Origin of the sequence: Gluconacetobacter johannae, from assembly GCF_014174305.1 — a bacterium.
Taxonomy (GTDB): domain Bacteria; phylum Pseudomonadota; class Alphaproteobacteria; order Acetobacterales; family Acetobacteraceae; genus Gluconacetobacter; species Gluconacetobacter johannae.
This window is the reverse complement of sequence record NZ_JABEQH010000003.1, coordinates 133,403-155,546: the sequence shown is the minus strand read 5'-3', so window position 1 is coordinate 155,546 and position 22,144 is coordinate 133,403. Positions and strand designations below refer to the sequence as shown.

The following is a 22,144-nucleotide window of genomic DNA, read 5'->3' as shown; positions in this document are numbered from 1 at the left end:
GGTGACCACATGGAGAGTGGGCCGCGTCAACCGGGCTGGCGCGTCCGTCCGATCAGCACGTCAAGCGGCAGGCCGCCCTCCAGCGTCGCCAGCCGTCGCAGGGCGGCGGCGTCGCAGGTCCGTCCGGGACGAATGACCGAGGCCCACGATCCGGGCAGGTCGTCCCGCCAGTCCAGCACCGTGCCCCGTGGCGGGAAGGCGGCGCAGGACAGGTCCGCCGGATCGGGCGCGAGCGCGAAGGGCAGGCGCGGCGCGATGACCAGCAGGCACAGATCGTCCAGCGTCCGGGTAAAGGCGACGAGGTGGCCCCGCCCCGGACCCAGCACGCGGACCGGGGCATAGGCCCCCTCGGCGAACAGCGCGGGATGCGCCAGGCGCAGGCGCAGCAGCGCCTGGATCAGGCGCTGCTTCACCCGGCCGTCCCGCCAGTGCCGCGCCAGGGCGGTGACGTCGCCGTCGGCCGACAGGCTTGCCAGGCGGGCCGCGAAGTCGACCGGCCGGCGATTGTCCGGATCGACCAGGCTGAAATCCCAGTATTCGCACCCCTGGTACAGGTCGGGCACCCCCGGACAGGTCAGGCGCAGCAGCGTCTGGCCCAGCCCGTTCAGCGCGCCGGCCGGGGCGATGCGGCCGACAACGGCATCCAGCGACGCCAGGAACCCGTTCGACGGATCGGCATGCAGCAGGGCGTCGACGAACCCGCGACAACCTTCCTCATAGGCCGGGTCGGGATCGGTCCAGCTGGTGTGCCGCTTGGCCTCGCGCAGGGCCTTGGTCTGCCAGGCCTGGATGCGGTCACGAAAAATCCGGCTGGCCTTGGCGTGCGGGGCGGCGTCGGTCATCGGCCATGTCGCGGCCAGGACCTGATACAGGATCAGTTCGTCCGCCCGGTCCGGCGCAGGGCCGCCACGGGCGCGGCCGCGCAATGCGGCGTTGCGGTCGGTCCATTCCCCCACCTGGCGGGCCCAGTCCTCACCCGCTTCGGACAGGACGGCCAGCCGGGCGCGCGCATCCTCGCCCCGCTTGTGATCGTGCGTCGCGGTCGCCAGCATCGCGCGCGGAAAATTGTGCAATCGGGCGAGGTTCGCGGCGTGGAACGCATCGACCGTTCCGGCGAACAGCGCGGGATGGGTGCCGACATCGTTGCGCGACAGCAGCCGGCCATAGCGATAGAACGCCGTGTCCTCGACCGCCTTGGCGGCGAGCGGCGCGCTGAGATGCTCGAAACAGGCGATGGCCGCGCCGGCCCCCATCGCCATGCCGGCGGGGCCGAGCCTCTTTTCAAGCCAGTCGAGCACCGGCCCGTGCGCGGGCGGCAGGTCGGCCCGCGCGGCCCGGCAGGCCCGGCGCAGCAGCCTGCGGTCGGCCGCCGCCGGCGCAAGGGACATGTCACCGGCATAGGTCCGGTAGACGGGAAAATGCACCAGCACCCGCCGCAGGACGCGCATGATCGCGGCATCGGTGAAATCGCGCGTCCCCGCCTCACGGCGCGCCAGCCCGCCCAGCAGATGCACCAGCCGCCCGCACTCCGCGCCCAGCACGCCCGACAGGATCATCCCGCGCGCCGCGCGCTCCTCGACGCCGAAGGACGCGGCGCCCGCCGCCGCCCAGATCCACAGATCCGTCAGCGGCGCCTCGCCGCGCGGGTCGTGCAGGACGGCATCGACCTGTTCCAGGAAATCGTACCCCGTCGACCCGTCGGCGCCCCACGATTCGGGCAGGGCCTCGCCCGGCCCCAGAATCTTCTCGACATGGATCGAGGCGCCGGGCGGCACGCCGGGCGGCCGCAGGGGGGCCAGTTCCGACAGGCGCCGGCGCAGGTGCCGGCAATATTCGGCCGGGCGGGTCAGGCCGTCGATATGATCGACCCGCACGCCGTCGATCAGCCCGCGCGCGTACAGCGAGAACACCGTCGCATGGACGGCGTCGAACACGTCGGAATGTTCGACGCACAGGCCGGCCAGCCCGGTGATGTCGAAGAATCGCCGCCAGTTGATGATGTCGCCGGCGGTGCGCCACCAGGCCAGCCGATAATGCTGGCGTTCCAGCAGGCGATGCAGCCGCTCGCCCCCGCCCGGCGCGGCGGGATCGTACCGGCCGATCGCCCGGCCGATCGTCCGCGCCCCTTCGTGCGTCCTGCCCCATTGCCCGAAAGCGCGCAGCAGGCCGTCCGCCGACGCGGGCGGGGCGGCGCGCAGATGCGCGAGGATGTCGGCGACGGGGGGCGGAAGATCGACCCCGTCGAACAGGTCGCGATAATTGCGGGGACAGATCGGAAAGCGATGGTCGTAATGCTGGCAGAAGAAGGTTCCGTCCTGCGCGTCATGATGCAGCACGATGTCGCCGTTACGCAGGGCCTCGCCATACGGGCTGCCCAGGAACGGCAGCAGCACCCGCCCGTGCAGCCATCTGTCCGGGGGCGTCCAGTCGATATCGAAGAAATGCGCGTACCGGCTGGATTTTCCCCATCTCAGCACGTCGTCCCACCAGCGGTTTCCGCTGCCGCCGACCGCCATGTGGTTCGGCACGATATCCAGGATCAGGCCCATCCCCCGGCCGCGCAGCCGCGCGACCAGCCGGGCCAGGGCGGCTTCGCCCCCCAGTTCGGGATTGATCCGGCCATAGTCGATCGTGTCGTAGCCATGCGTCGATCCCGGCCGGGCGGCCAGCAGCGGCGAGGCATAGATATGGCTGACGCCCAGCTCGGCGAAATAATCGACCCGCGCCGCCGCGTCGTCCAGCGTGAAGCCGCCATGGAATTGCAGGCGGATTGTCGCGCGCAGGCCGGTCATGTGGCGCGCCTGCCGTCACGCAGCAGGCCCAGCCGGCGGGCGGCCTCGGGCCGCGAGAGCAGCGCGAGGTCCCGCCCGCCGGGATAGCGGCGCTGCCAGTTCGGATGGCCCGTGACGGTGCCGGGCAGGTTGGGCTGCTCGATCAGGCCAAGCACGTCCTCCAGCGGCAGGATCGCCAGCGGCGAGGGCGTTATCCCGATGAAACGCGCCGCCGCGTCCGCCACGATGCGCGCGCCCTCCTCGGTGACCGGGGGCATGGGGCTGGGCTCGCCCCCGGTATGGAGCACCGCCCACAGGGCCGCGCGGTCGTGATCGCGCGCCGCCAGCGCGTCCTCGACCCGCGCCCCCTTCGGAAGCTGGCGCAACGCCTTGCGCCAGCCGATATCCGTGCCCAGCCACCAGCCCGAGACGGTCGGCAGATCGTGGGTGCTGGTCATCGCCGCCGCGTTCCGGTTCCATCGCGCCGCGGGCATGAAGCCGCCCGCCCGGTCGCGCTGGAACCACAGCACGTTCATGCCCATGATCGCCCGCCGCTCGGCATGGCGGCGATAATCGGCCGACACGGTGCCCAGGTCCTCGCCGATCACGATGGCGTCGTGCCGGTACGATTCCAGCGCCACCAGACGCATCAGGTCCTGGCGCGGGAAGCACAGGTAGGCGCCGTCGGTCGGCGCGCCGCCGTCGGGAATGATCCACAGCCGCTCCAGGCCCATCACATGGTCGATCCGCACGCCGCCCTGGCGGGCGAAGGCGGCCCGTAGCGTCTCGATGAAGGCGCGATAGCCGTGGGCCTGCATGCCGCCGGGCGAAAATGTCGTCAGGCCCCAGTTCTGCCCGATCGGGCCCAGCGGGTCCGGCGGCGCGCCCACCGACGCGCCGATCAGGAATTCGTCCTGGCGCATCCAGCACTGGCTGCCGGACGGGTCGGTGCCCACCGCCAGGTCGGCGATCAGGCCGATCTTCATCCCCGCCTCCTGCGCGGCGCGGCCCGCCTGCCCCAGGCTGCGGGCCGCCAGCCATTGCAGGAACAGGTGAAACCCGACCTCGTGCTGGCGTTCCTCGGCAAAGCGCGCGACTTCCGGACTGTCGGGATTACGCAGGGCCGTCGGCCAGATGCGCCAGTTTCCACCCCTGGGGCCGCGCTGCAACTGCTGGGCATGCAGCGCCTCGAACACCGCGTGCTGGTGCAGCGCGCGGCCCTGCGCCTGGACGAATGCCGTCATCTCGGCGGGTGGCAGGGCGCGGACATGGTCGTCATACAGGCCGCGCAGGATCTGAAGCCGCAGGGCCGCCGCGCGCGGCCAGTCGATCAGCGGCGCGTCCTCAAGCTGTTTCAGCGCCCCCTCGGGAATGCCCTGCCGGCGTACCGACAAGGCCACGTCATGGGGCTGGAACCAGCAGCACGCATCCGCCAGCAGGGTGTTGAGGAACAGCCGGCTGGACGGCGAATAGGGGCTGTACTGGTCCGGACGGGCGGCGAACATGGCATGGACAGGGCTGATCGCCAGCGCATCGGCCCCGGCGGTGGCCGCCTGCCGCGCCAGGCTGGCCAGGGCGCCGAAATGGCCGATGCCGCCATCGCCCGGCGCGCGCAGGCCATAGATCTGGGCCGCAATTCCCCAGGCCCGCCCTCCGCCGTTGCCCGCGCGTTCGCGCACCGTCCGGCACGACGGGGGCGCCATCGCCAGGATCGTCCGCCCCGGCCCGATGTCCAGCGTGTGATACCCGATCCGCTTCACGGCGGGCAGCACGACCCGCCCGTCGGCGGACAGCGCGGCACGACCGGACAGGGTTTCGCCGTCCTCGAACACCAGCCGGAACGGCACCGTGCCGTCCGCCGCCACCGAGACCGCGAACGGGGGCAGCGGCGTGGCGACATCGACCTGCCCGACGACCAGCGCCGGCAGGCCGGCCCCGCCCGCCGACGCGCGCCCGCCCTCCAGCACCCGCAGCAGGCTACGCAGGCTGTCCGCACTGACCCGGTGCATTTTCCCGTCCGTGCCCCGCCAGGACGTGGCCAGCCCCGCCTGCCGCGCCCGCGCCTGTAGCGATGGATCACTCATGGCCGGCCTCGGTCAGGCGCACCGTGACGCCGCGCGGCGGCAGCGCATGCGGATCGGGCGAGCCGAACAGCAGCGGCCCGGCGAAGCCGGGCGGCAGATCGACCGCCGCATCGCCCAGATTGAGCGCGATCGCCAGCACCGCATCATCCCCCATCACCCATCGCGCGGCCACGGCGGCCGGCCCGATGGGCACGGACTCCAGACCGCGCGCCCCGCGCAGGCGCGGCACGACATGGCGGAAGCGCAACGCCAGCAGCGTCCGGGTCAGCGCCAGCCACTCCCGGCACGCCGCCGCCCCGGCCTCGGCCACATCGAGGGCCGAGGCCGCGAAAGTCGCGGGATCGTTCGGATCGGGGATCGTCTCGCGGCGCGCGGGGTCGCTGAAATGGGCGAAGGCGGCGAATTCGCGGCGCCTGCCGTCGCGGACGATCCGGCCCAGTTCGGGCACATGGCTGGTGAAGAACTGGAACGGCCGGCGCGATCCCCATTCCTCGCCCATGAACATCAGCGGGATCTGCGGCGACAGCAGCAGCAGCGCATAGGCCGCCGCCAGCGCGTGCGGATCGGCCAGGGCGGTCAGCCGTTCGCCCATGGCGCGGTTGCCGATCTGGTCGTGATTCTGCAGGAACAGCACGAACGCGCTGGGCGGCAGGCCGGCCGAAGGCGTGCCGCGCGGCCGGCCGAGCGTCGGGAACATCTGGCCCTGGAACGCAAACCCCTGCCCCAGCACGCGGGCCAGGTCGGCCGCCGGGTCCTGGGAAAAATTCCTGTAATATCCCTCATCCTCGCCGGTCAGCAGCACATGCAGGGCGTTGTGGCCATCATCGTTCCACTGCGCGGCGAACCCCATGCCCAGCAGGGCGGCGTCGTTGTTCTCGTTTTCCAGGATCAGGTGCACATGGCGGCCGGGTTCGGTCTCGGCACGGACGCGGGCGGCCAGATCCACCAGCCAGTCCTGTTCGACGATCGCGTGGACGGCGTCCAGGCGCAATCCGTCGAACCGGAATTCCATCAGCCAGTACAACGCGTTTTCGATGAAATAGGTCCGCACCTGCGGCAGCCGGAAATCAATGGCCACCCCCCACGGGGTCGCGCGGTCGTGGCGAAAGAACGGCGCCGCGTAGCTGGCCAGGAAATTTCCGTCCGGCCCGAAATGATTGTAAACGACATCGAGGAAGACCATCATCCCCAGCCCGTGGGCATGGTCGATCAGCGCCTTAAGCTCGTCCGGCGTGCCGTAGGCCGATTCCGGCGCATAGGGCAGCACCCCGTCATAGCCCCAGTTGCGGCCACCGGGGAATTCCGACAGCGGCATCAGTTCGATCGCCGTGATCCCCAGCGCCGCCAGGCCGGCGAGGCGGTCCCGCACCCCGCGAAACCCGCCCGCCGCGCCGACATGGATTTCATAGATGACGGCTTCCTCCCACGCCCGGCCGCGCCAGCCGGCGTGCGCCCAGGCGTAGGACCGGGGGTCGACGACCATGCTGGGGCCGAAGACGTCGTCGGGCTGCGCGCGCGACGCCGGGTCGGGCACCGCCAGGTCGGGCCGCACGCGATAGCGATAGCGCGCGCCGGCCCCGCAGGGCGCCACGGCGCCGAACCAGCCCTCGGCATGCCGGTCCATCGAAATGGGCGGCAGGCCCTCGATTTCCAGCCCGACCGCGTCGCAGGACGGCGCCCACAGGCGAAAGCGCGTGCGCGACGGACCGATCAGCGTGGCGCCCGACATGCAGGTGAAAGCGTGGGTCGTACGCATGGCCGGTCCCTTCATGTCCTGCGCCTCATGTCCTGCGCCGGGCCTCGAACCCCAGCAGCACGACGCCGCGTGCGGGAACGCGCCAGTGCGTCACCGGCCCCAGTGATTCCTCGCCCCGCACCGGGTCGGCGCTGTCCACCAGCATCGTCCATGTCCCCGGCACCGGCGGCAGGCTGCACTGTGCGTCCTCGGCCCCCGCGTTCAGGATCAGATAGGTGGTGTCCACCCCGTTCCAAGCATCCGTGCACGAGCGCAACAGGCCCAGCACGCGGCCCCCTTCGTCGTTCCAGGAGGCGGGCGTCATCGGATTGCCGTCGGGGCCGAACCAGGCGATGTCGGTCAGGCCGGGCTCGGTCTCGCGATGGCCATACAGATAGCCGCCCCAGCGCACCGACGGATGTGCGGCGCGCACCGCCGCCAGCCGCGCCACGAAGGCGCACAGCGCCCGGCCGGCCGGGTCCTCGGCCAGCGACCAGTCCAGCCATGTCGTATTGTTGTCCTGGCAATAGGCGTTGTTGTTGCCGTGCTGGGTCTGCCCGAATTCGTCGCCCGCCAGGATCATCGGCGTGCCCTGCGACAGGAACAGGGTGGCCATCATGGCGCGCCTCAGCCGGTCGCGCGTGGCGAGGATCGCCGCGTCGTCGGTCGGCCCCTCGACGCCCCAGTTGGCGCTGTAATTCTCGGAATGGCCGTCCTGCCCGTTCTCGCCGTTCGCGTCATTGTGACGCTCGACGTAGCTGACGACGTCCATCAACGTGAACCCGTCATGCGAGGTCACGAAATTCAGCGAACTCCACGGCCGCCGCCCGCGCCGGTCGAACACGTCGCCCGACCCGCTGAGCCGCGCCGCCAGGTCCCCCCGCTGCAACCCGTCGCCGCGCCAGAACCGCCGCACCGTGTCGCGGAACCGGTCGTTCCATTCGGCAAAGCCCGGCGGGTGGTTGCCAAGCTGGTAGCCGCCCGGCCCCGGATCCCACGGTTCGGCGATCAGCTTCAGCGTGGAGAGAAGCGGGTCCTGTCGCAGGACGTCGAAGAACCCGCAGGACTGGTCGAACCCGTAGCTTTCCCGCCCGAGGGTCGAGCACAGGTCGAAGCGGAACCCGTCGACATGGAAATCGCGCGCCCAGTGGCGCAGCGAATCCATCACCATCTGCAACACGCGCGGATGCGACAGGTTCAGCGTGTTGCCGCAGCCGGTATCGTTGATGAGATGCCGTTCGGCTTCGGGAACCAGGCGGTAATAGCTGGCATTGTCCAGGCCGCGATAGCACAGGGTGGGCCCCAGTTCGCTCCCTTCGCAGGTATGGTTGTAGACGACGTCCAGAATCACTTCGATCCCGGCCGCGTGCAGGCGGCGGATCGCGGTCCGGACCTCGTGGGGCGAGCCCTCGGCCAGATAGCCGGCATGGGGGGCGAAGAACGCCAGCGTGTTGTACCCCCAGTAGTTCGTCAGCCCCCGTTCCAGCAGGAACCGGTCCTTGACGTAGGCGTGGATGGGCATCAGCTCCAGCGTCGTGATGCCCAGCCGCAGCAGGTGGTCGATCAGTTGCGGGTCGGTCAGGGCGCGGAAGGTGCCGCGTTCCACCGGCAGCAGATCGCCCCGCCGCATGGTCAGGCCGCGCAGATGCGCCTCCATGATGACCGTGCGGTCCCACGGCACGCCCGGTCGCCGGTCGTCGCCCCAATTGAAGGCGTCGTTGGTGACCACGCATTTCGGCATCGCCGGCGCGCTGTCGCGCCGGTCGATCGACAGATCCACGCGCGGCGAGTTGATCCGGTAGCCGAACAGCGAATCCGACCAGCTGAGCTGCCCGTGCAGGGCGCGGGCATAGGGGTCGATCAGCAGCTTGTGCGGGTTGAACCGGTGGCCGCGCAGCGGCTCGTAGGGGCCATAGGCGCGAAATCCGTACAGCAGGCCGGGCCGCGCGTCCGGCAGGTAGCCGTGCCAGACCTCATCGGTACGTTCGGGCAGTTCGAAACGCGCGATTTCCCGCCGGCCGGAGGGGTCGAAGATGCACAGGTCGATCCGCACCGCATTGGCCGAAAACACCGCGAAATTGACGCCCAGACCATCCCATGTCGCGCCCAGGGGCATGTTGGACCCCGCCGTCAGGCGCGCGGGAAAGCGCATCATGCGTGGCCCCCGTCGGGCGACAGGTACAGCACCGCCAGCGGCGGCAGCGTCAGGACGCAGGACTGGGCATAGCCATGCGCGGCGTCGGGCGTCGTGTGGACGCCGCCCTCGTTTCCAACCCCCGACCCCTCGTAATCCTGTGCGTCGGTATTGAGCATTTCCCGCCAGTACCCCGGCACGGGCACGCCCACGCGATAGAAGGGGCGCGGCACCGGCGTCATGTTGCACACCACCAGCACCGGCGGCGCGCCATGGGCCAGCCGCAGCCACGCGAAGACGGCATTGTCGCTGTCGTCGCCGATGACCCAGGCGAAGCCCTGCGGCACGGAATCCTCGCGGTGCAGGGCCGGAAGGACGCGATAGAGGCGGTTGACATCGCGGACCAGCGCCTGCACCCCGCGCGCCATCGGGTTGCCCAGCCCGCGCCAGTCGAGTTCGCCGTCGGCGTGCCATTCATGGACCTGCGCCAGTTCGCCGCCCATGAACAGCAGCTTCTTGCCCGGATGCGCCCACATGAAGGCGAAATAGGCCCGCATCCCCGCATGCTTCCGCCAGTCGTCGCCCGGCATGCGCGACAGCAGCGACCCCTTGCCGTGCACCACCTCGTCATGCGACAGCGGCAGGATGAACCGTTCCGAAAAGGCGTAGTACAGGCCGAACATGATTTCGGAGTGGTGGTAGCGCCGCCAGAGCGGGTCGCGCGACATGTACTGCAAGGTGTCGTGCATCCACCCCATGTTCCATTTATAGGCGAAGCCGAGCCCGCCATCGGCGACCGGCCGGCTGACCCCCGGCCAGGCGGTGGATTCCTCGGCGATCACCATGGCCGAGGGACAATACTGGGCCACCGAGGTGTTCAGGTCGCGCAGGAACTGGATGGCCTCCAGATTCTCGCGCCCGCCATGGATGTTCGAGATCCATTCGCCTTCCTCGCGGCTGTAGTCGCGATAGAGCATCGACGCCACCGCATCGACCCGCAGCCCGTCCACATGATAGCGTTGCAGCCACATCAGCGCGCTGCCGATCAGGAAGCCGCTGACCTCGTGCCGGCCGAAATTGTAGATCAGCGTGTGCCAGTCGGGATGAAACCCTTCCCGACGGTCCTCGTGCTCGTACAGGCATGACCCGTCGAACCGGGCCAGGCCGTGCGTGTCGGCGGGAAAATGCGCCGGCACCCAGTCCAGGATGACGCCCAGCCCCGCCCGATGGCAGGCATTCACGAACGAGGCGAACTGCGCGGGCGATCCGTAGCGGGCCGAGGGCGCGTACAGCCCCAGCGTCTGGTACCCCCACGACCCGCCGAACGGATGCTCCATGATCGGCATCAGTTCGATATGGCTGAACCCCATATCCACGACATAGGGGATCAGCGTCCGTTCCAGCTCGTCCCAGCGCATGATGCCGGCCGGGTCGCCCTCCGGCCGCCGCCACGAGGCCGCGTGCACTTCATAGATCGACAACGGGGCCGAGTCCGCCTGCCGGGCGGCGCGGCCGTTCATCCACGCCTCGTCGTCCCACGGGAAAAGCTGCGGATCGACGACGACCGAGGCCGTGGCCGGCGGCCGTTCCGTCGCCAGGGCCATCGGGTCGGCCTTCGGCGGCAGCAGGCGGCGGTCCTGGTCCAGGATCTCGTACTTGTAGCGTTCGCCGGGGCCGATGCGCGGGATGAACAATTCCCAGATCCCGGCCGCGTGGCGCAGGCGCATCGGGTGGCGACGCCCGTCCCAGACGTTGAAGTCGCCGATGACGGACACGCGGAAGGCGTTGGGCGCCCACAGGGCGAAGCGCACGCCCGTCACGCCGCCGATGTCCATCACCTGGGCGCCCATGACGCGATCGAGGTCGCGATGCCGCCCCTCGGTGAACAGGTGCAGGTCCAGATCGCCCAGCAGCAGGCCGAAGGAATAGGGATCCTCGGTTTCCTCCCACCCGTCGGCCCAGCCGATCTTCAGCCGGTATGACGCGCCCGCCGGCACGGTGCCGACATACAGCCCCCGGTCGTCGACGCGGCGCATCGCGCGTTCCACGGGGGCCGAGCGCGGCCGCGGCACCACCAGCTTGACGGCCCGCGCATCGGGGCAGAAGGCCCGCACGATGTCGTTGCGTCCATGTGCGTGGCGTCCCAGCACCGAAAACGGATCGGCGCAGACGCCGCGAAGCAGATCCTCGGTCCCGGGGGGCAGGAGATAGGCACTGTCAGTCCGGGCAGCATTCATGAGGCGGGATTCCGTCTGGCGAGCATCGGGCGTCGGCGGGGAAGGCGCGGGGCGGTGGCGGGATCAATGCGACCGGACAAACGGATCGTGGGCCCGCACCCGCGACCGTCGCGCCGCCTGCCGGGCCAGGCGCCCGGTCCGCGACGGCATGTCGGCGCCCGGCGGGCCGGGTGGCCATGGCCGTCGCCCGTGTGCGCCGCGCCGCGACAGGATGATGTCCTTCTCCGCGCCCGAAGCTGCGGCGTCGTTGCGTCCCAGCACCCGGCGGAACAGTTGCGCGTACTCCCGCGCCTTGTGCCGCCACGAAACGTCGTAGTGCGCGCCGTTGCGTTGCAGGTGCGACCAGCGTTGCGGGTCGCGGAACATCGCGCCGCCGCGCTCGATCGCGGCGACCAGCGTATCGGGATCGGTGGGGAAGAACAGGAAGCCGGTCGCCGCGTCGCACGACATCGCCGCCGCGTTGGCGTCGATGATCGTGTCGGCCAGCCCGCCCACGCGCGAGGCGATGGGCACGCACCCGTACCGGCTGGCGCAGAGCTGCGTCAGGCCGCAGGGTTCGAACCGCGACGGGATCAGCAGGCTGTCGGCCGACGCCTGCAGGCGATGGCCCAGCTGTTCGCTGTAGCCGATATGGCAGGCCAGGCGATCGGAAAACCGGCGGGACAGGCGGGCGAAGGTCTGCTCCATCGCCGCCTCGCCGCTGCCGACGACGACCAGTTGCGTCCGGTCGTCCAGGATGCGCGGCACGACGTCGGCCAGGATATCGACCCCTTTCTGCCCGGTCAGGCGGCTGACCAGGCCCAGCAGGAAGACATCCGGATCCTGACGCAGGCCGAATTCGGCCTGGAACGCGCGCTTGTTCGGCCGGCGCGCCCGGAAATCGCCCACCTGGTAGGGGAACAGCACGGCCGGGTCGGTCGCGGGGTTCCAATCGTCCGTGTCGATTCCATTCAGGATGCCAACCAGACGGTCCGACCGGCTACGCAGCAGGCCGTCCAGCCCCATCCCCCATTCCGGCTTCTGGATTTCACGCGCATAGGTCGGCGACACGGTGGTGATCCAGGTGGCGAAATGCAGCCCTGCCTTCAGGAACCCGATATCGCCGTGATATTCCACGCCGTCCATGGCGAAAGCATGAGGCGGCAGGCCGAAGCGTTCCAGGTCCCGCGCGGGAAAGCGCCCCTGGAACGCGAGATTGTGGATGGTATGGACGACCGGCGCCGCCGGCTGCCCGTCATAATGCAGGTAGGCGGCCGTCAGGCCGGCCTGCCAGTCATGGGCCAGCACCAGGTCGGGCCTACACGCGGCGACATGCCCCTGCGCGATCGTGGCCGCCACGCGCGACAAGGTTGCGAAGCGGACGCCGTTGTCCGGCCAGTCCACGCCATCGGGGCCCAGATAGGGGTTGCCCTTGCGCCGGAACAGGGCGGGGCTGTCCACCACCAGCAGGCGGTGGCCCGCCGCCGTGCCTTCCAGCAGGGCGACTTCGACCCCCGGCAACGGCGTCATCTCGGCCACCCGGACCGGACCTTCCAGTGCATCGAGCACTGCGGGATACCCCGGCAGCAGGGTCGCGACCGCCACGCCCTCGGCCCGCAAGGCCACGGGCAGCGAACCGACGACGTCGCCGAGCCCCCCGGTCTTGACGAAGGGAAACATCTCGGACGCGACGGACAGCACCTGGACCGAACTGGACGGAACCTGGTGGTGTCGATCCATCTTTCTGGCCTTCCTGGTGCGGGGGAGGACGACGGCGCGCGACCGCCGCCGATCTGTGTGCCTAACGAGCCGGAATGCCCGATGGCACACCCTTCACAGGAAAGTGATATTAAGAGAAAACTAACGACATTTTCATCAATAATCCGAAATCACGACCGGCCGGCGACAGCCGCGAGGCCACCGGGCTCACCCGATTGTCAGCCATCTGCCCATCTCGTGATCCGCCACCGAGCTATCCGGCCTGCGGGTTCCGGCTAGAAACGAAAGGACATCGCGAAACCCCGAGGAACCATCCGCGCCGATGAATGTCCTGTCCCTTCCCCCCCAGACGCGCACCGCCGCCGACGCGCGTCACGTCATCGCCGCCTGTTTCCTCGGCTGGATGCTGGATGCGTGCGATTTCTTCATCGTCCTCTTCACGCTGGACAATGTCGCCCGCAGCTTCGCAACCACGCTGGAGACCATCCTGCTGGCCCCGACGCTGACCCTGGTCAGCCGCCCGGTGGGCGCGTACCTGTTCGGACGGGCGGCGGACCGCTACGGACGCCGCCCCGTGCTGATGGCGACCATCCTGACCTATTCCTGCATCGAACTGCTGTCGGCCGCCGCCCCCACGCTGGGTCTGTTCCTGGCCCTGCGGCTGCTGTTCGGGGTGGCGCTGGGCGGCGAATGGGGGGTGGGGACATCGCTGACCATGGAAACCGTGCCCGCCGGCTGGCGCGGCATGGCGTCGGGGCTGCTGCAGGCCGGATATCCCGCGGGATATCTGCTGGCGTCGCTGCTGTTCCTGCTGCTGCCCGCACTGGGCTGGCGCGGGCTGTTCGTGCTGGGCGCGACGTCGGTGGTCTCGGTCGTCTATATCGCCCTCTTCGTGAAGGAAAGCCCGGTCTGGCTGGCGCGACGGCACGCGAGGCACACGCTCGGCGAAACGGCAGGCGATGCGGGCGGCGGGGCCGTCCTGCCACTGCTGCGGCGTCACGGGCCGCTGGTCCTCTATGCCGTCGGCCTGATGACGGCGTTCAATTTCCTCAGCCACGGGTCGCAGGACCTGTATCCCAAGATCTTCCTGGCCCTGCAGAAGAACATCGCCCATCCGACCATCACCCTCATCGTGGTGCTGTACAACCTGGCGGCCATCGCGGGGGGCCTGTGCTTCGGCATCCTGTCCGAACGGATCGGCCGGCCGCGCGCCATGGCGCTGGCCGCCGGCCTGGCGCTGCCGCTGCTGCCGCTCTGGGCGCTGTCCGGCTCGGCGACTGAGATCGGCCTTGGCGCGGTGCTGATCCAGTTCTGCATCCAGGGCGCGTGGGGCGTGGTCCCGGCCTATCTGAACGAACTGTCCCCACCGGATGTCCGCGCGACGTTTCCCGGCGTGGCGTACCAGCTTGGCAACCTGCTGGCCGCCAGCACCGGCCTGATCGAAAACGGCATCGCATCGCACACGGGCGGCAACCTCGCGCCGGCGATGATGCTGGTGGTCGGGGCCGCCGCCTGCGGCATCGTCACGCTGACCCTGCTGAACGCGCGGACACACCCCACCCTGCTGCCAGCCTTCGTCCCCCCAGGCGATCCGGGCTGATTGGCAATATCTTCAGCGCGGACGCAGCAGGGCGGTGGCGGCCGCCACGTTCCGCGCGGTGGCGCGGACGTTCACGGCGGCTTCGGCCAGGGCCTCGTCCAGGGTGCAGGGCCGGTTCACCACGCTGAAAATCGCGTCGATGCCGTGGGCATGCACTGCCTGCGCGTCGGCGCCCAGCGACCCGGCGATGCCGATGACCGGCCGGCCATGGCGGCGGGCGACGCGGCCGACCCCGACGGGGGCCTTGCCATGCACCGTCTGCCCGTCGATCCGCCCTTCGCCGGTGATGACCAGGTCGGCATCCGCGACGATCGCATCCAGGCCCAGCGCCTCCATCACGATGTCCACGCCGGGGCGCAGGGCGGCGTCCAGGAAGGCGATCGCCCCCGCCCCCATGCCACCGGCCGCGCCTGCGCCGGGAATGGCCCCCACCGCCCGGCCCAGCGTGCGCTCCAGCACGCACCCGTACTGCGCCAGAGCGTCGTCCAGCAGCCGCACCATCTCGGGCGTCGCCCCTTTCTGCGGCCCGAAGATTTCCGACGCCCCATGCGGGCCGGTCAGCGGATTGTCGACGTCGCACGCCACCTCGACCCGGCAGTCGGCCAGCCGGGGGTCCAGTCCCGCCATGTCGATCGTCGCCAGGCGGCCCAAAGCGCCGCCGCCCAACGGCAGTTCGGCCCCCGACCGGTCGCGCAGCGACGCGCCCAGCGCCTGCGCCATGCCGGCCCCGCCGTCATTGGTGGCGCTGCCGCCCAGGGCCAGGATGATGTGACGGCAGCCGTGGTCCAGGGCTTGCAGGATCAGTTCCCCGACGCCGTACGTCGTGGCCGCCAACGGGTCGCGCAGCCCGCGCGGCACCAGCATCAGGCCGGCGGCGGCGGCCATTTCCACCACGGCGGTCCGTCCGTCGCCCAGGATGCCGAAATGGGCCTCGACCGGTTCGCCCAGCGGCCCTGTCACCCTCCGCCGCAGCATCCGGCCACCGGTCGCCACCACCAGGGCTTCGGCCGTGCCCTCGCCGCCGTCGGCGGCCGGTAGCTTCACATAGGTCGCCTCCGGATAGATCTCGCGAAAACCGGCCTCGATCGCATCAGCCACCTCCAGCGCCGACAGGCTTTCCTTGAAGGAATCACAGACAATCACGATCTTCATCGCCGGCTCCTGGGTCGGTGGCTCTTGGGGCGCCCATGACGGTAAGGCAGAAACGCCTTGGCGGGCTTGATGCAAATGCCCTAAGGATAGCGGATCATTTCCATAAATTTTCAGGCAATCGACCAATATCCCGATCATGCCGATGATGTCCGTCCCGGAGTCCCCCCGGCCGCAGGGCGGCCCGCCGCCCTGGTCGATCGACCCCGCGCTGGCGCAGGCCATCGTGGACCGGTCGATGGCCATCATCGACTGCAACATCAACGTCATGGATGCACGGGGGGTGATCGTCGCCAGCGGCGACCCGGCGCGGCTGGGCCAGAGGCATGACGCCGCGCTGCTGGTCATCGCCCGGCAGGCCCCGGTCGAGATCGGCGCCCGCACGGCCCGCCAGTTCGGCGCGGCGGCGCGGCCGGGCGTCAATCTGCCGCTACGCGTCGACGGCGCGGTGGTGGGCTGCGTCGGGCTGACCGGCACCCCGGCCAGCATGCGACCCTATGCCGAACTGGTACGCATGGCCGCCGAGACGATGCTGGAACAGGCACGGCAGACGCGCATGCTCTCGCACGACGCCCGCCTGCGCGAGGAACTGGTCCTGAGCCTGGTGCGGGGCGAGGCCCCGGTGCCGGCGCTGAGGGACGCGGCCGCGCGGCTGGGCGTCGATCTGCATCGGCCGCGCGTCGCCACGATTCTGGAGGTCCGCGCCGACACGCTGGACGCCAACACCCTGCTGGGCGAATTGCAGCGGCTGACCACGCTGTTGAGCGCACCCGGCTCCGGCAACCTGGTCGCGTCGCCGTCGCTGACCGAGATCGTCGTCCTGACGCCCGCGCTGAACGCGAAGGGGGTCTGGAACCTGGACTGGCACCGCGCGCGCGCCGCCCGCCTGCTGGCCCGCGCGACCGAGGCCACCGGCCTGTCGCTCTGCCTGGCGCTGGGCCGCTATTTCGACGGGCCGGACGGGCTGGCGCGATCGTGCCGGATGGCGCGCGCGACGCTGGCGGTCGGCCGCCGGCTGTATCCGGACCGGCCGGTGCTGTTCTACCAGGACATGCGCCTGCCCGTGCTGCTGGACGGTGCCCACCAGGACTGGCGGGCCGAGGAACTGCGCGCCCCCCTGCGCCCCCTGACCGAGGATGCGCGGCATGCGCCGCTGCTGCACACGCTGACGACATGGCTGGCCCATGGCATGCAGCAGGCCGCCACGGCCCGCGCGCTGGACCTGCATCGCAACAGCCTGGATTACCGCCTGAAACGGATCGAACGGATCTGCGGCGTCGATCTGACGCGGACCGAGGACATCGTGGCGCTGTACCTGGCGCTTCAGCTTGCGCCGCCGGGCGGATGACGGAACCGGGACTGCAACCTCCATCCCCGCCGGGCGTTTCGCTCCTGCCGGCCTCCGGCCAGGGAGGCGCCATCATGGAGTGACCGAGATGGGCGAACTGAAAGACAAGGCCAAGGGACATGCCGACACGATGCTCGGCGCGGTCAAGCACCGCATCGGCAAGGCAACGCACAATCCGGAACTGGAAGCCAGGGGCGCGGCCCAGAAGCTGAAGGGCCAGGCCGAGAAGACCAAGGGCGGAGTGAAGGGCACGCTGAACAAGCTCTGAGCGCGCAAGCCCCGGTCGCCGTCGGGGGGCAGGAGGCGATCCGCCGCCCTGCCCTCCCTGCCGGACCACTCATCCCCCAGACCATCGGCCTCTGCCCCCACGCGGACAGGATGCCCGGAAAGCGTTAAGGATGATGACACTCCAGCCGATCGACGGCGTGATCTTCGACATGGACGGCCTGCTGCTGGACAGTGAAAGCCTGGCCATGGATGCGCTGATCCATGCCGGCGCGGCCGTGGGATACGACATGCCCGCCTCGTTCTGCCGGCGCATGGTCGGCGTGGCGGCGGATGGGTGCCGCGCCCTGGTGCTGGAAACCTATGGCGAGTCCTTCCCCTTGCAGGCCTTCTTCGCGGCGCAGGAGGTCCATCTGCGCGATCTGGTCGATGCCGGCAGGCTGGTGATGAAGGAAGGGGTCGCGCCGCTGCTGGACTATCTGGACGCCGAGGGGATTCCCCGCGCGGTCGCAACGTCCTCCAGCCGCGTTCGCGCCGATCATCACCTGGCCCTGACGAACCTGCACTGGCGGTTCGACGTCATCGTGACGCGCGACGACGTCACGCGGGGCAAGCCCGACCCCGAACCCTACCTGACCGCGGCCCGCCAGATCGGCGTTCCCGCCGCGCAGTGCCTGGCGCTGGAGGATTCGCACAGCGGCGCGCGTGCCGCCCACGCCGCCCGCATCCCCGTCATCGTCGTGCCGGACCTGCTGGAGCCCAACGACGATATCCGGCGGAAGGCCTTGGCGATCATGGAGGACCTGCACATGGTGCTGGATTTCATCAGGCAGGCCCGGTCGTAGGGATCCCGTTCCGGACACCCTTTCAGATCGGCAGGTCGCGATTGTCCGAAATCGCCTCCATCGCCATGTACGACGTGACCGTATCCAGTTCGACCTGCGCGATCAGGCGCCGGTAGATCTCGTCGAAGGCGTTCATGTCCGCCGCCACGATTTTCAGCATGTAATCGTAGTCGCCGGCGATGCGGTAGAAATCGATCACGTTGGGAATGGCGGTCACCGCGCCCCGGAAGGTTTGCAGCCACTCCTGGGAATGGTGCCGGGTGCGGACCATGACGAACACCGTCAGCTTCAGGCCCAGCGCCCCCGCATCCAGCCGCACGGTCTGCCCCCGCACCAGCCCGCGTTCGCGCAGGGCATGCAGCCGCCGCCAGCAGGCGTTCTGCGACAGCCCCACGATGTCGGCCAGTTCGCGCTGCGACAGCGCGGCATCCTTCTGCAGCGCACGCAACAGGGCGCGATCGAAATGATCCAGCTTTTCTCTCATGACCGATCATATGACCACATATGCCGCATCCGGAAGCATGGAATGGTGAAGTTTGTCCACGCGAGCGGGTCTATCGTCATCCGACCGACAGCCCAGCCGAGGACAGAGCGATGCAGGACGACCACACCCCGCTTTCGGACTTCGCCGCTACGCTGCGGGCGGGCGACCTGGCGGCCCTGCGCGACGGCGTGATCGGCGAAGGCGCGCCCATTCCCGGCCCCTTCGGCACCCGGGCGCTGATCTATGCCGACTACGTGGCCTCGGGCCGCGCCCTGCACCAGGTCGAGGATTTCGTGGCGACGCAGGTCCTGCCCTATTACGCCAACAGCCATACCGAGGCCTCGTACTGCGGACGGTACATGACCCGCCTGCGGCAGGCGGCGCGAAGCGAGATCGCCCGCCTGTGCGGCGCGACGGGGGCATTTTCAACCATCTTCACCGGGTCCGGGGCGACGGCGGGGCTGAACCGGCTGGTGCATCTGCTGGGGGTCGAGGACGCGGTGCGGGCCGGGCAGGCCCCGGTGGTCTTCATCGGGCCGTATGAACATCACTCCAACATCCTGCCCTGGCGCGAGAGCGGCGCCGAAATCGTCGAGATCGCCGAGGCCGAACAGGGCGGCCCCGACTTGGGCGCGCTGGCGTCGGCACTGGCAGCGGCAGGGCCGGGGCGGCTGAAGGTCGGGGCGTTCTCGGCGGCGTCGAACGTGACGGGAATCGTCACCGACCCCGATGCCGTGACGGCCCTGCTGAAACGGCACGACGCCCGCACGGTCTGGGATTATGCGGGCGGCGGCCCGTACCTGCCCATCGACATGAAGGCCGGCACCCCGTTCGAGAAGGATGCCGTCGTCGTCTCGCCCCACAAATTCATCGGCGGCCCCGGCGCGTCCGGCGTCATGATCGTCCGCGACGCGGCGGTGTCGCGCGACAGGCCGGTGTTCACCGGCGGCGGGACGGTGCGGTTCGTATCCCCCTGGGGGCATGATTATTCCGAAAACCTGGCCTGCCGCGAGGAAGCCGGCACCCCCAACGTCGTGGGCGACATCCGCGCGGGGCTGGCCTTCCTGGTCAAGGAGGCCATCGGGCAGGAAAGGATGGACGCGCGCCACGCCGCATTCCGCCGCGCGGCCCTGGCGGTGTGGGACCGCAACCCGAATATCCAGATCCTGGGTAACAGGGGGGCGGCGGCCTGCCTGCCGATCTTCTCGTTTCGCGTGCGCGACCCGCTGCGCGGCGGCACGATCCATCAGCAATTGTTCACGCGCATGCTGTCCGACGGCTACGGCATCCAGGCCCGTGGCGGATGCGCCTGCGCCGGGCCGTACGCCCATCGGCTGCTGGGGATCGACGCCGCCCGCTCGCACGCGCTCCGCGCCGCCATCCTGGGGGGCGAGGAAATGGACAAGCCCGGCTGGACCCGCCTGAACTTCAGCGCGCTGATGGACGACGCGAAAGCCGGGCGGATCATCGCCGCTGTCGACGAGCTGGCGCGCACCCCCTACCCGATGGCCGACGCCTATGTCGGCGATTGCGCCACCGCCCGTTTCCGGGCCGCCTGATCCCCGATCATACCAACCCGCTTTGGGATTGACGTCTAACCAGGGCTCTGCCCTGGACCCGACAGGGCCTGAGGCCCTGCACCCCAATCATTTGATAACGAATGGGTTTCCAAAGGGCAACGCCCTTGGCGGGGGCATCTCATGCGTCGGTCTTTCGGACAGTTGGTATCAGACGGGGGCCGGGTCCATCGCCACGTCGATCACGCCCCCCTGGTCGCGGAAGCGCGCGCCCATTTCCGCCAGGCCGGCCTCGATTTCGGCCGGGGACAGGCCCTCCTCCACCCGGTTCTGGGCCAAAGCCGCGTCGCGGATGTCGTGGCTGATCTTCATCGAACAGAATTTCGGCCCGCACATCGAACAGAAATGCGCGGTCTTGTGCGCCTCCTTCGGCAGGGTCTCGTCATGGAACCCCCGCGCGGTCTCGGGGTCCAGCCCCAGGTTGAACTGGTCCTCCCACCGGAATTCGAAGCGCGCCCGCGACATCGCGTCGTCATGCAGCCGGGCGGCGGGATGCCCCTTGGCCAGGTCGGCGGCGTGGGCCGCCAGCTTGTAGGTGATGACACCGGTCTTGACGTCGTTGCGGTCGGGCAGGCCCAGATGTTCCTTCGGCGTGACGTAGCAGAGCATGGCGGTGCCGAACCAGCCGATCATCGCCGCCCCGATGGCGCTGGTGATATGGTCGTAGCCCGGCGCGATATCCGTCGTCAGCGGCCCGAGCGTATAGAACGGGGCCTCGCCGCAATGGCGCAGCTGCTCGTCCATGTTCGCCTTGATCTTGTGCATCGGCACATGGCCCGGCCCTTCGATCATCACCTGGCAGCCGTGGTCCCAGGCGACCCGCGTCAGCTCGCCCAGGGTCCGCAGTTCGGCGAACTGCGCCGCGTCGTTCGCATCGGCGATGGAGCCGGGACGCAGCCCGTCGCCCAGGCTGAACGTCACGTCATAGGCGCGCATGATCTCGCAGATTTCGGGAAAGTTCTCGTACAGGAAGCTCTCGCGATGATGGGCCAGGCACCATCTGGCCATGATCGAGCCACCACGCGACACGATGCCGGTGACCCGCCGCGCGGTCAGCGGGACGAAGGGCAGGCGCACGCCGGCATGGATGGTGAAGTAATCGACCCCCTGTTCGGCCTGTTCGATCAGCGTGTCGCGGAACACCTCCCAGCTCAGGTCCTCGGCCACGCCGCCGACCTTCTCCAGCGCCTGGTAGAGGGGAACCGTGCCGATCGGCACCGGGCTGTTGCGGACGATCCAGTCGCGGATGTTGTGGATGTTGCGGCCGGTCGACAGGTCCATGACCGTGTCGGCGCCCCAGCGCGTGGCCCACACCATCTTGTCGACTTCGTCCGCGACATGGCCCAGGACCGCCGAATTTCCGATGTTGGCGTTGATCTTCACCAGGAAATTGCGGCCGATAATCATCGGCTCCAGTTCCGGATGGTTGATGTTGGCCGGGATCACCGCGCGGCCGCGCGCGATCTCGTCCCGCACGAATTCGGGCGTCACGTGATCGGGGATGCTGGCCCCGAAATCCTCGCCATCGCGCGGCGCCGCGTCCATCTGCTCTCGCCGCAGATTTTCGCGGATGGCGACATATTCCATTTCGGCCGTCACGATTCCGGCGCGGGCATACTCCAGTTGCGTCACCAGGCGGCCGGGGCGGCGGCGCAGGACGGTGCGTCGGGAATCGTCGAACGCGGGGGCCAGCAGCGCCCCGGCCGCGCCGCCGTTATCCTCCGGCCGGACGGCGCGCGGGTACGGCACGGCCTCGGCATCCGCGCGGCGGTCGATCCACGGGCCGCGAATACCCGGCAGCCCGCGCGCGATGTCGATCGTGGCCTGCGGGTCGGTATAGGGGCCGGATGGATCGTACAGCGTCACCGGCGGTTCGTTCGCGGTCGGATGCAGATCGACCTGGCGGAAGGGCACGCGCAGGTCGGGATGGAGCGTACCCTGCTGGTACATCTTGCGGCCGCCGACGCGCGGGCCGATGGTCACGTCGCCGGTGGCGGGTGCGCGGGACCGATTGGTCTGGGTGTTCATGACGCGTCCTCATGGTCTTGGAGGAGCCGCGCCGGCGCGAATGTCATATTCGCGGCACGCCATGCGGGCGCCCGCGTCCAATTCCCATCCCTTCGCCGGCATGACCCGGATCAGGTTCGACGGGTCAGGGGCTCGCCCCTCTCTCAGCCACCAAGCGCGGCTCCCCGGAGAACGACGCGATCATAGCGCCGGGCGAGGATAGCCGGTCAAGCATCGCCCCCTGAATATC

Annotated in this window: 14 protein-coding genes and 1 riboswitch; of the genes, 5 read left to right on the top strand and 9 right to left on the bottom strand. The window is 69.7% G+C overall.

Features of this window, described 5'->3' with window-relative positions:
• Nucleotides 1-26 precede the first annotated feature (26 nt).
• The 6 genes from treY to glgA all read right to left on the bottom strand — a co-directional run bounded on the left by treY (nt 27) and on the right by glgA (nt 12,680).
• Nucleotides 27-2,792 (bottom strand): malto-oligosyltrehalose synthase, encoded by a 2,766-nt coding sequence (treY, locus tag HLH21_RS03280; RefSeq protein ID WP_182941210.1) that lies wholly within the window; start codon nt 2,790-2,792, stop codon nt 27-29.
• Nucleotides 2,789-4,855, bottom strand: coding sequence for a 4-alpha-glucanotransferase (malQ, locus tag HLH21_RS03275; protein WP_182941207.1), 2,067 nt, complete (start codon nt 4,853-4,855; stop codon nt 2,789-2,791). Before malQ ends, treY begins: the two co-directional genes overlap by 4 nt.
• Nucleotides 4,848-6,611 (bottom strand): malto-oligosyltrehalose trehalohydrolase, encoded by a 1,764-nt coding sequence (gene treZ / locus HLH21_RS03270; RefSeq protein WP_182941204.1) that lies wholly within the window; start codon nt 6,609-6,611, stop codon nt 4,848-4,850. Before treZ ends, malQ begins: the two co-directional genes overlap by 8 nt.
• A 25-nt stretch (nt 6,612-6,636) precedes the next feature.
• Nucleotides 6,637-8,745 carry a glycogen debranching protein GlgX gene (glgX, locus tag HLH21_RS03265; RefSeq protein ID WP_182941201.1) on the bottom strand — a complete coding sequence of 703 codons (2,109 nt, stop codon included), beginning with the start codon at nt 8,743-8,745 and terminating at the stop codon, nt 6,637-6,639.
• Entirely contained in the window at nt 8,742-10,961 is a 2,220-nt protein-coding gene (gene glgB, locus HLH21_RS03260; protein ID WP_182941199.1) for a 1,4-alpha-glucan branching protein GlgB, read from the bottom strand. Before glgB ends, glgX begins: the two co-directional genes overlap by 4 nt.
• 63 nt (nt 10,962-11,024) lie before the next feature.
• The gene (gene glgA / locus HLH21_RS03255; protein WP_182941196.1) at nt 11,025-12,680 is read right to left on the bottom strand and encodes a glycogen synthase GlgA; all 1,656 of its coding nucleotides are present in this window, start codon (nt 12,678-12,680) and stop codon (nt 11,025-11,027) included.
• A gap of 301 nt (nt 12,681-12,981) precedes the next feature.
• Here glgA and HLH21_RS03250 point away from each other — a divergent pair, with 301 nt between their 5' ends.
• Nucleotides 12,982-14,259, top strand: a complete 1,278-nt coding sequence (locus HLH21_RS03250) for an MFS transporter (RefSeq protein ID WP_182941193.1) — start codon at nt 12,982-12,984, stop codon at nt 14,257-14,259.
• Between the two features lie 12 nt (nt 14,260-14,271).
• On the opposite strand, the gene HLH21_RS03245 is transcribed toward HLH21_RS03250, so the two are convergent.
• On the bottom strand, nt 14,272-15,411 hold the full coding sequence (locus tag HLH21_RS03245) for a glycerate kinase (RefSeq protein ID WP_182941190.1): 1,140 nt from the start codon (nt 15,409-15,411) through the stop codon (nt 14,272-14,274).
• 136 nt (nt 15,412-15,547) lie between these two features.
• Here HLH21_RS03245 and HLH21_RS03240 point away from each other — a divergent pair, with 136 nt between their 5' ends.
• The 3 genes from HLH21_RS03240 to HLH21_RS03230 all read left to right on the top strand — a co-directional run bounded on the left by HLH21_RS03240 (nt 15,548) and on the right by HLH21_RS03230 (nt 17,826).
• The gene (locus HLH21_RS03240; RefSeq protein WP_246379121.1) at nt 15,548-16,756 is read left to right on the top strand and encodes a sugar diacid recognition domain-containing protein; all 1,209 of its coding nucleotides are present in this window, start codon (nt 15,548-15,550) and stop codon (nt 16,754-16,756) included.
• Between the two features lie 88 nt (nt 16,757-16,844).
• The gene (locus tag HLH21_RS03235) at nt 16,845-17,024 is read left to right on the top strand and encodes a CsbD family protein (RefSeq protein ID WP_182941363.1); all 180 of its coding nucleotides are present in this window, start codon (nt 16,845-16,847) and stop codon (nt 17,022-17,024) included.
• A gap of 130 nt (nt 17,025-17,154) precedes the next feature.
• The gene (locus tag HLH21_RS03230; protein WP_182941187.1) at nt 17,155-17,826 is read left to right on the top strand and encodes an HAD family hydrolase; all 672 of its coding nucleotides are present in this window, start codon (nt 17,155-17,157) and stop codon (nt 17,824-17,826) included.
• Between the two features lie 22 nt (nt 17,827-17,848).
• On the opposite strand, the gene HLH21_RS03225 is transcribed toward HLH21_RS03230, so the two are convergent.
• Nucleotides 17,849-18,310, bottom strand: a complete 462-nt coding sequence (locus tag HLH21_RS03225) for an Lrp/AsnC family transcriptional regulator (protein ID WP_182941184.1) — start codon at nt 18,308-18,310, stop codon at nt 17,849-17,851.
• 110 nt (nt 18,311-18,420) lie between these two features.
• Between HLH21_RS03225 and HLH21_RS03220 the strand changes: the two genes are divergently transcribed.
• Nucleotides 18,421-19,869 (top strand): aminotransferase class V-fold PLP-dependent enzyme, encoded by a 1,449-nt coding sequence (locus tag HLH21_RS03220; RefSeq protein WP_182941181.1) that lies wholly within the window; start codon nt 18,421-18,423, stop codon nt 19,867-19,869.
• Nucleotides 19,870-20,037: 168 nt separating this feature from the next.
• On the opposite strand, the gene thiC is transcribed toward HLH21_RS03220, so the two are convergent.
• On the bottom strand, nt 20,038-21,915 hold the full coding sequence (gene thiC, locus HLH21_RS03215; protein ID WP_182941178.1) for a phosphomethylpyrimidine synthase ThiC: 1,878 nt from the start codon (nt 21,913-21,915) through the stop codon (nt 20,038-20,040).
• Between the two features lie 69 nt (nt 21,916-21,984).
• Nucleotides 21,985-22,092: riboswitch (TPP riboswitch) on the bottom strand.
• Between the last annotated feature and the right edge of the window lie 52 nt (nt 22,093-22,144).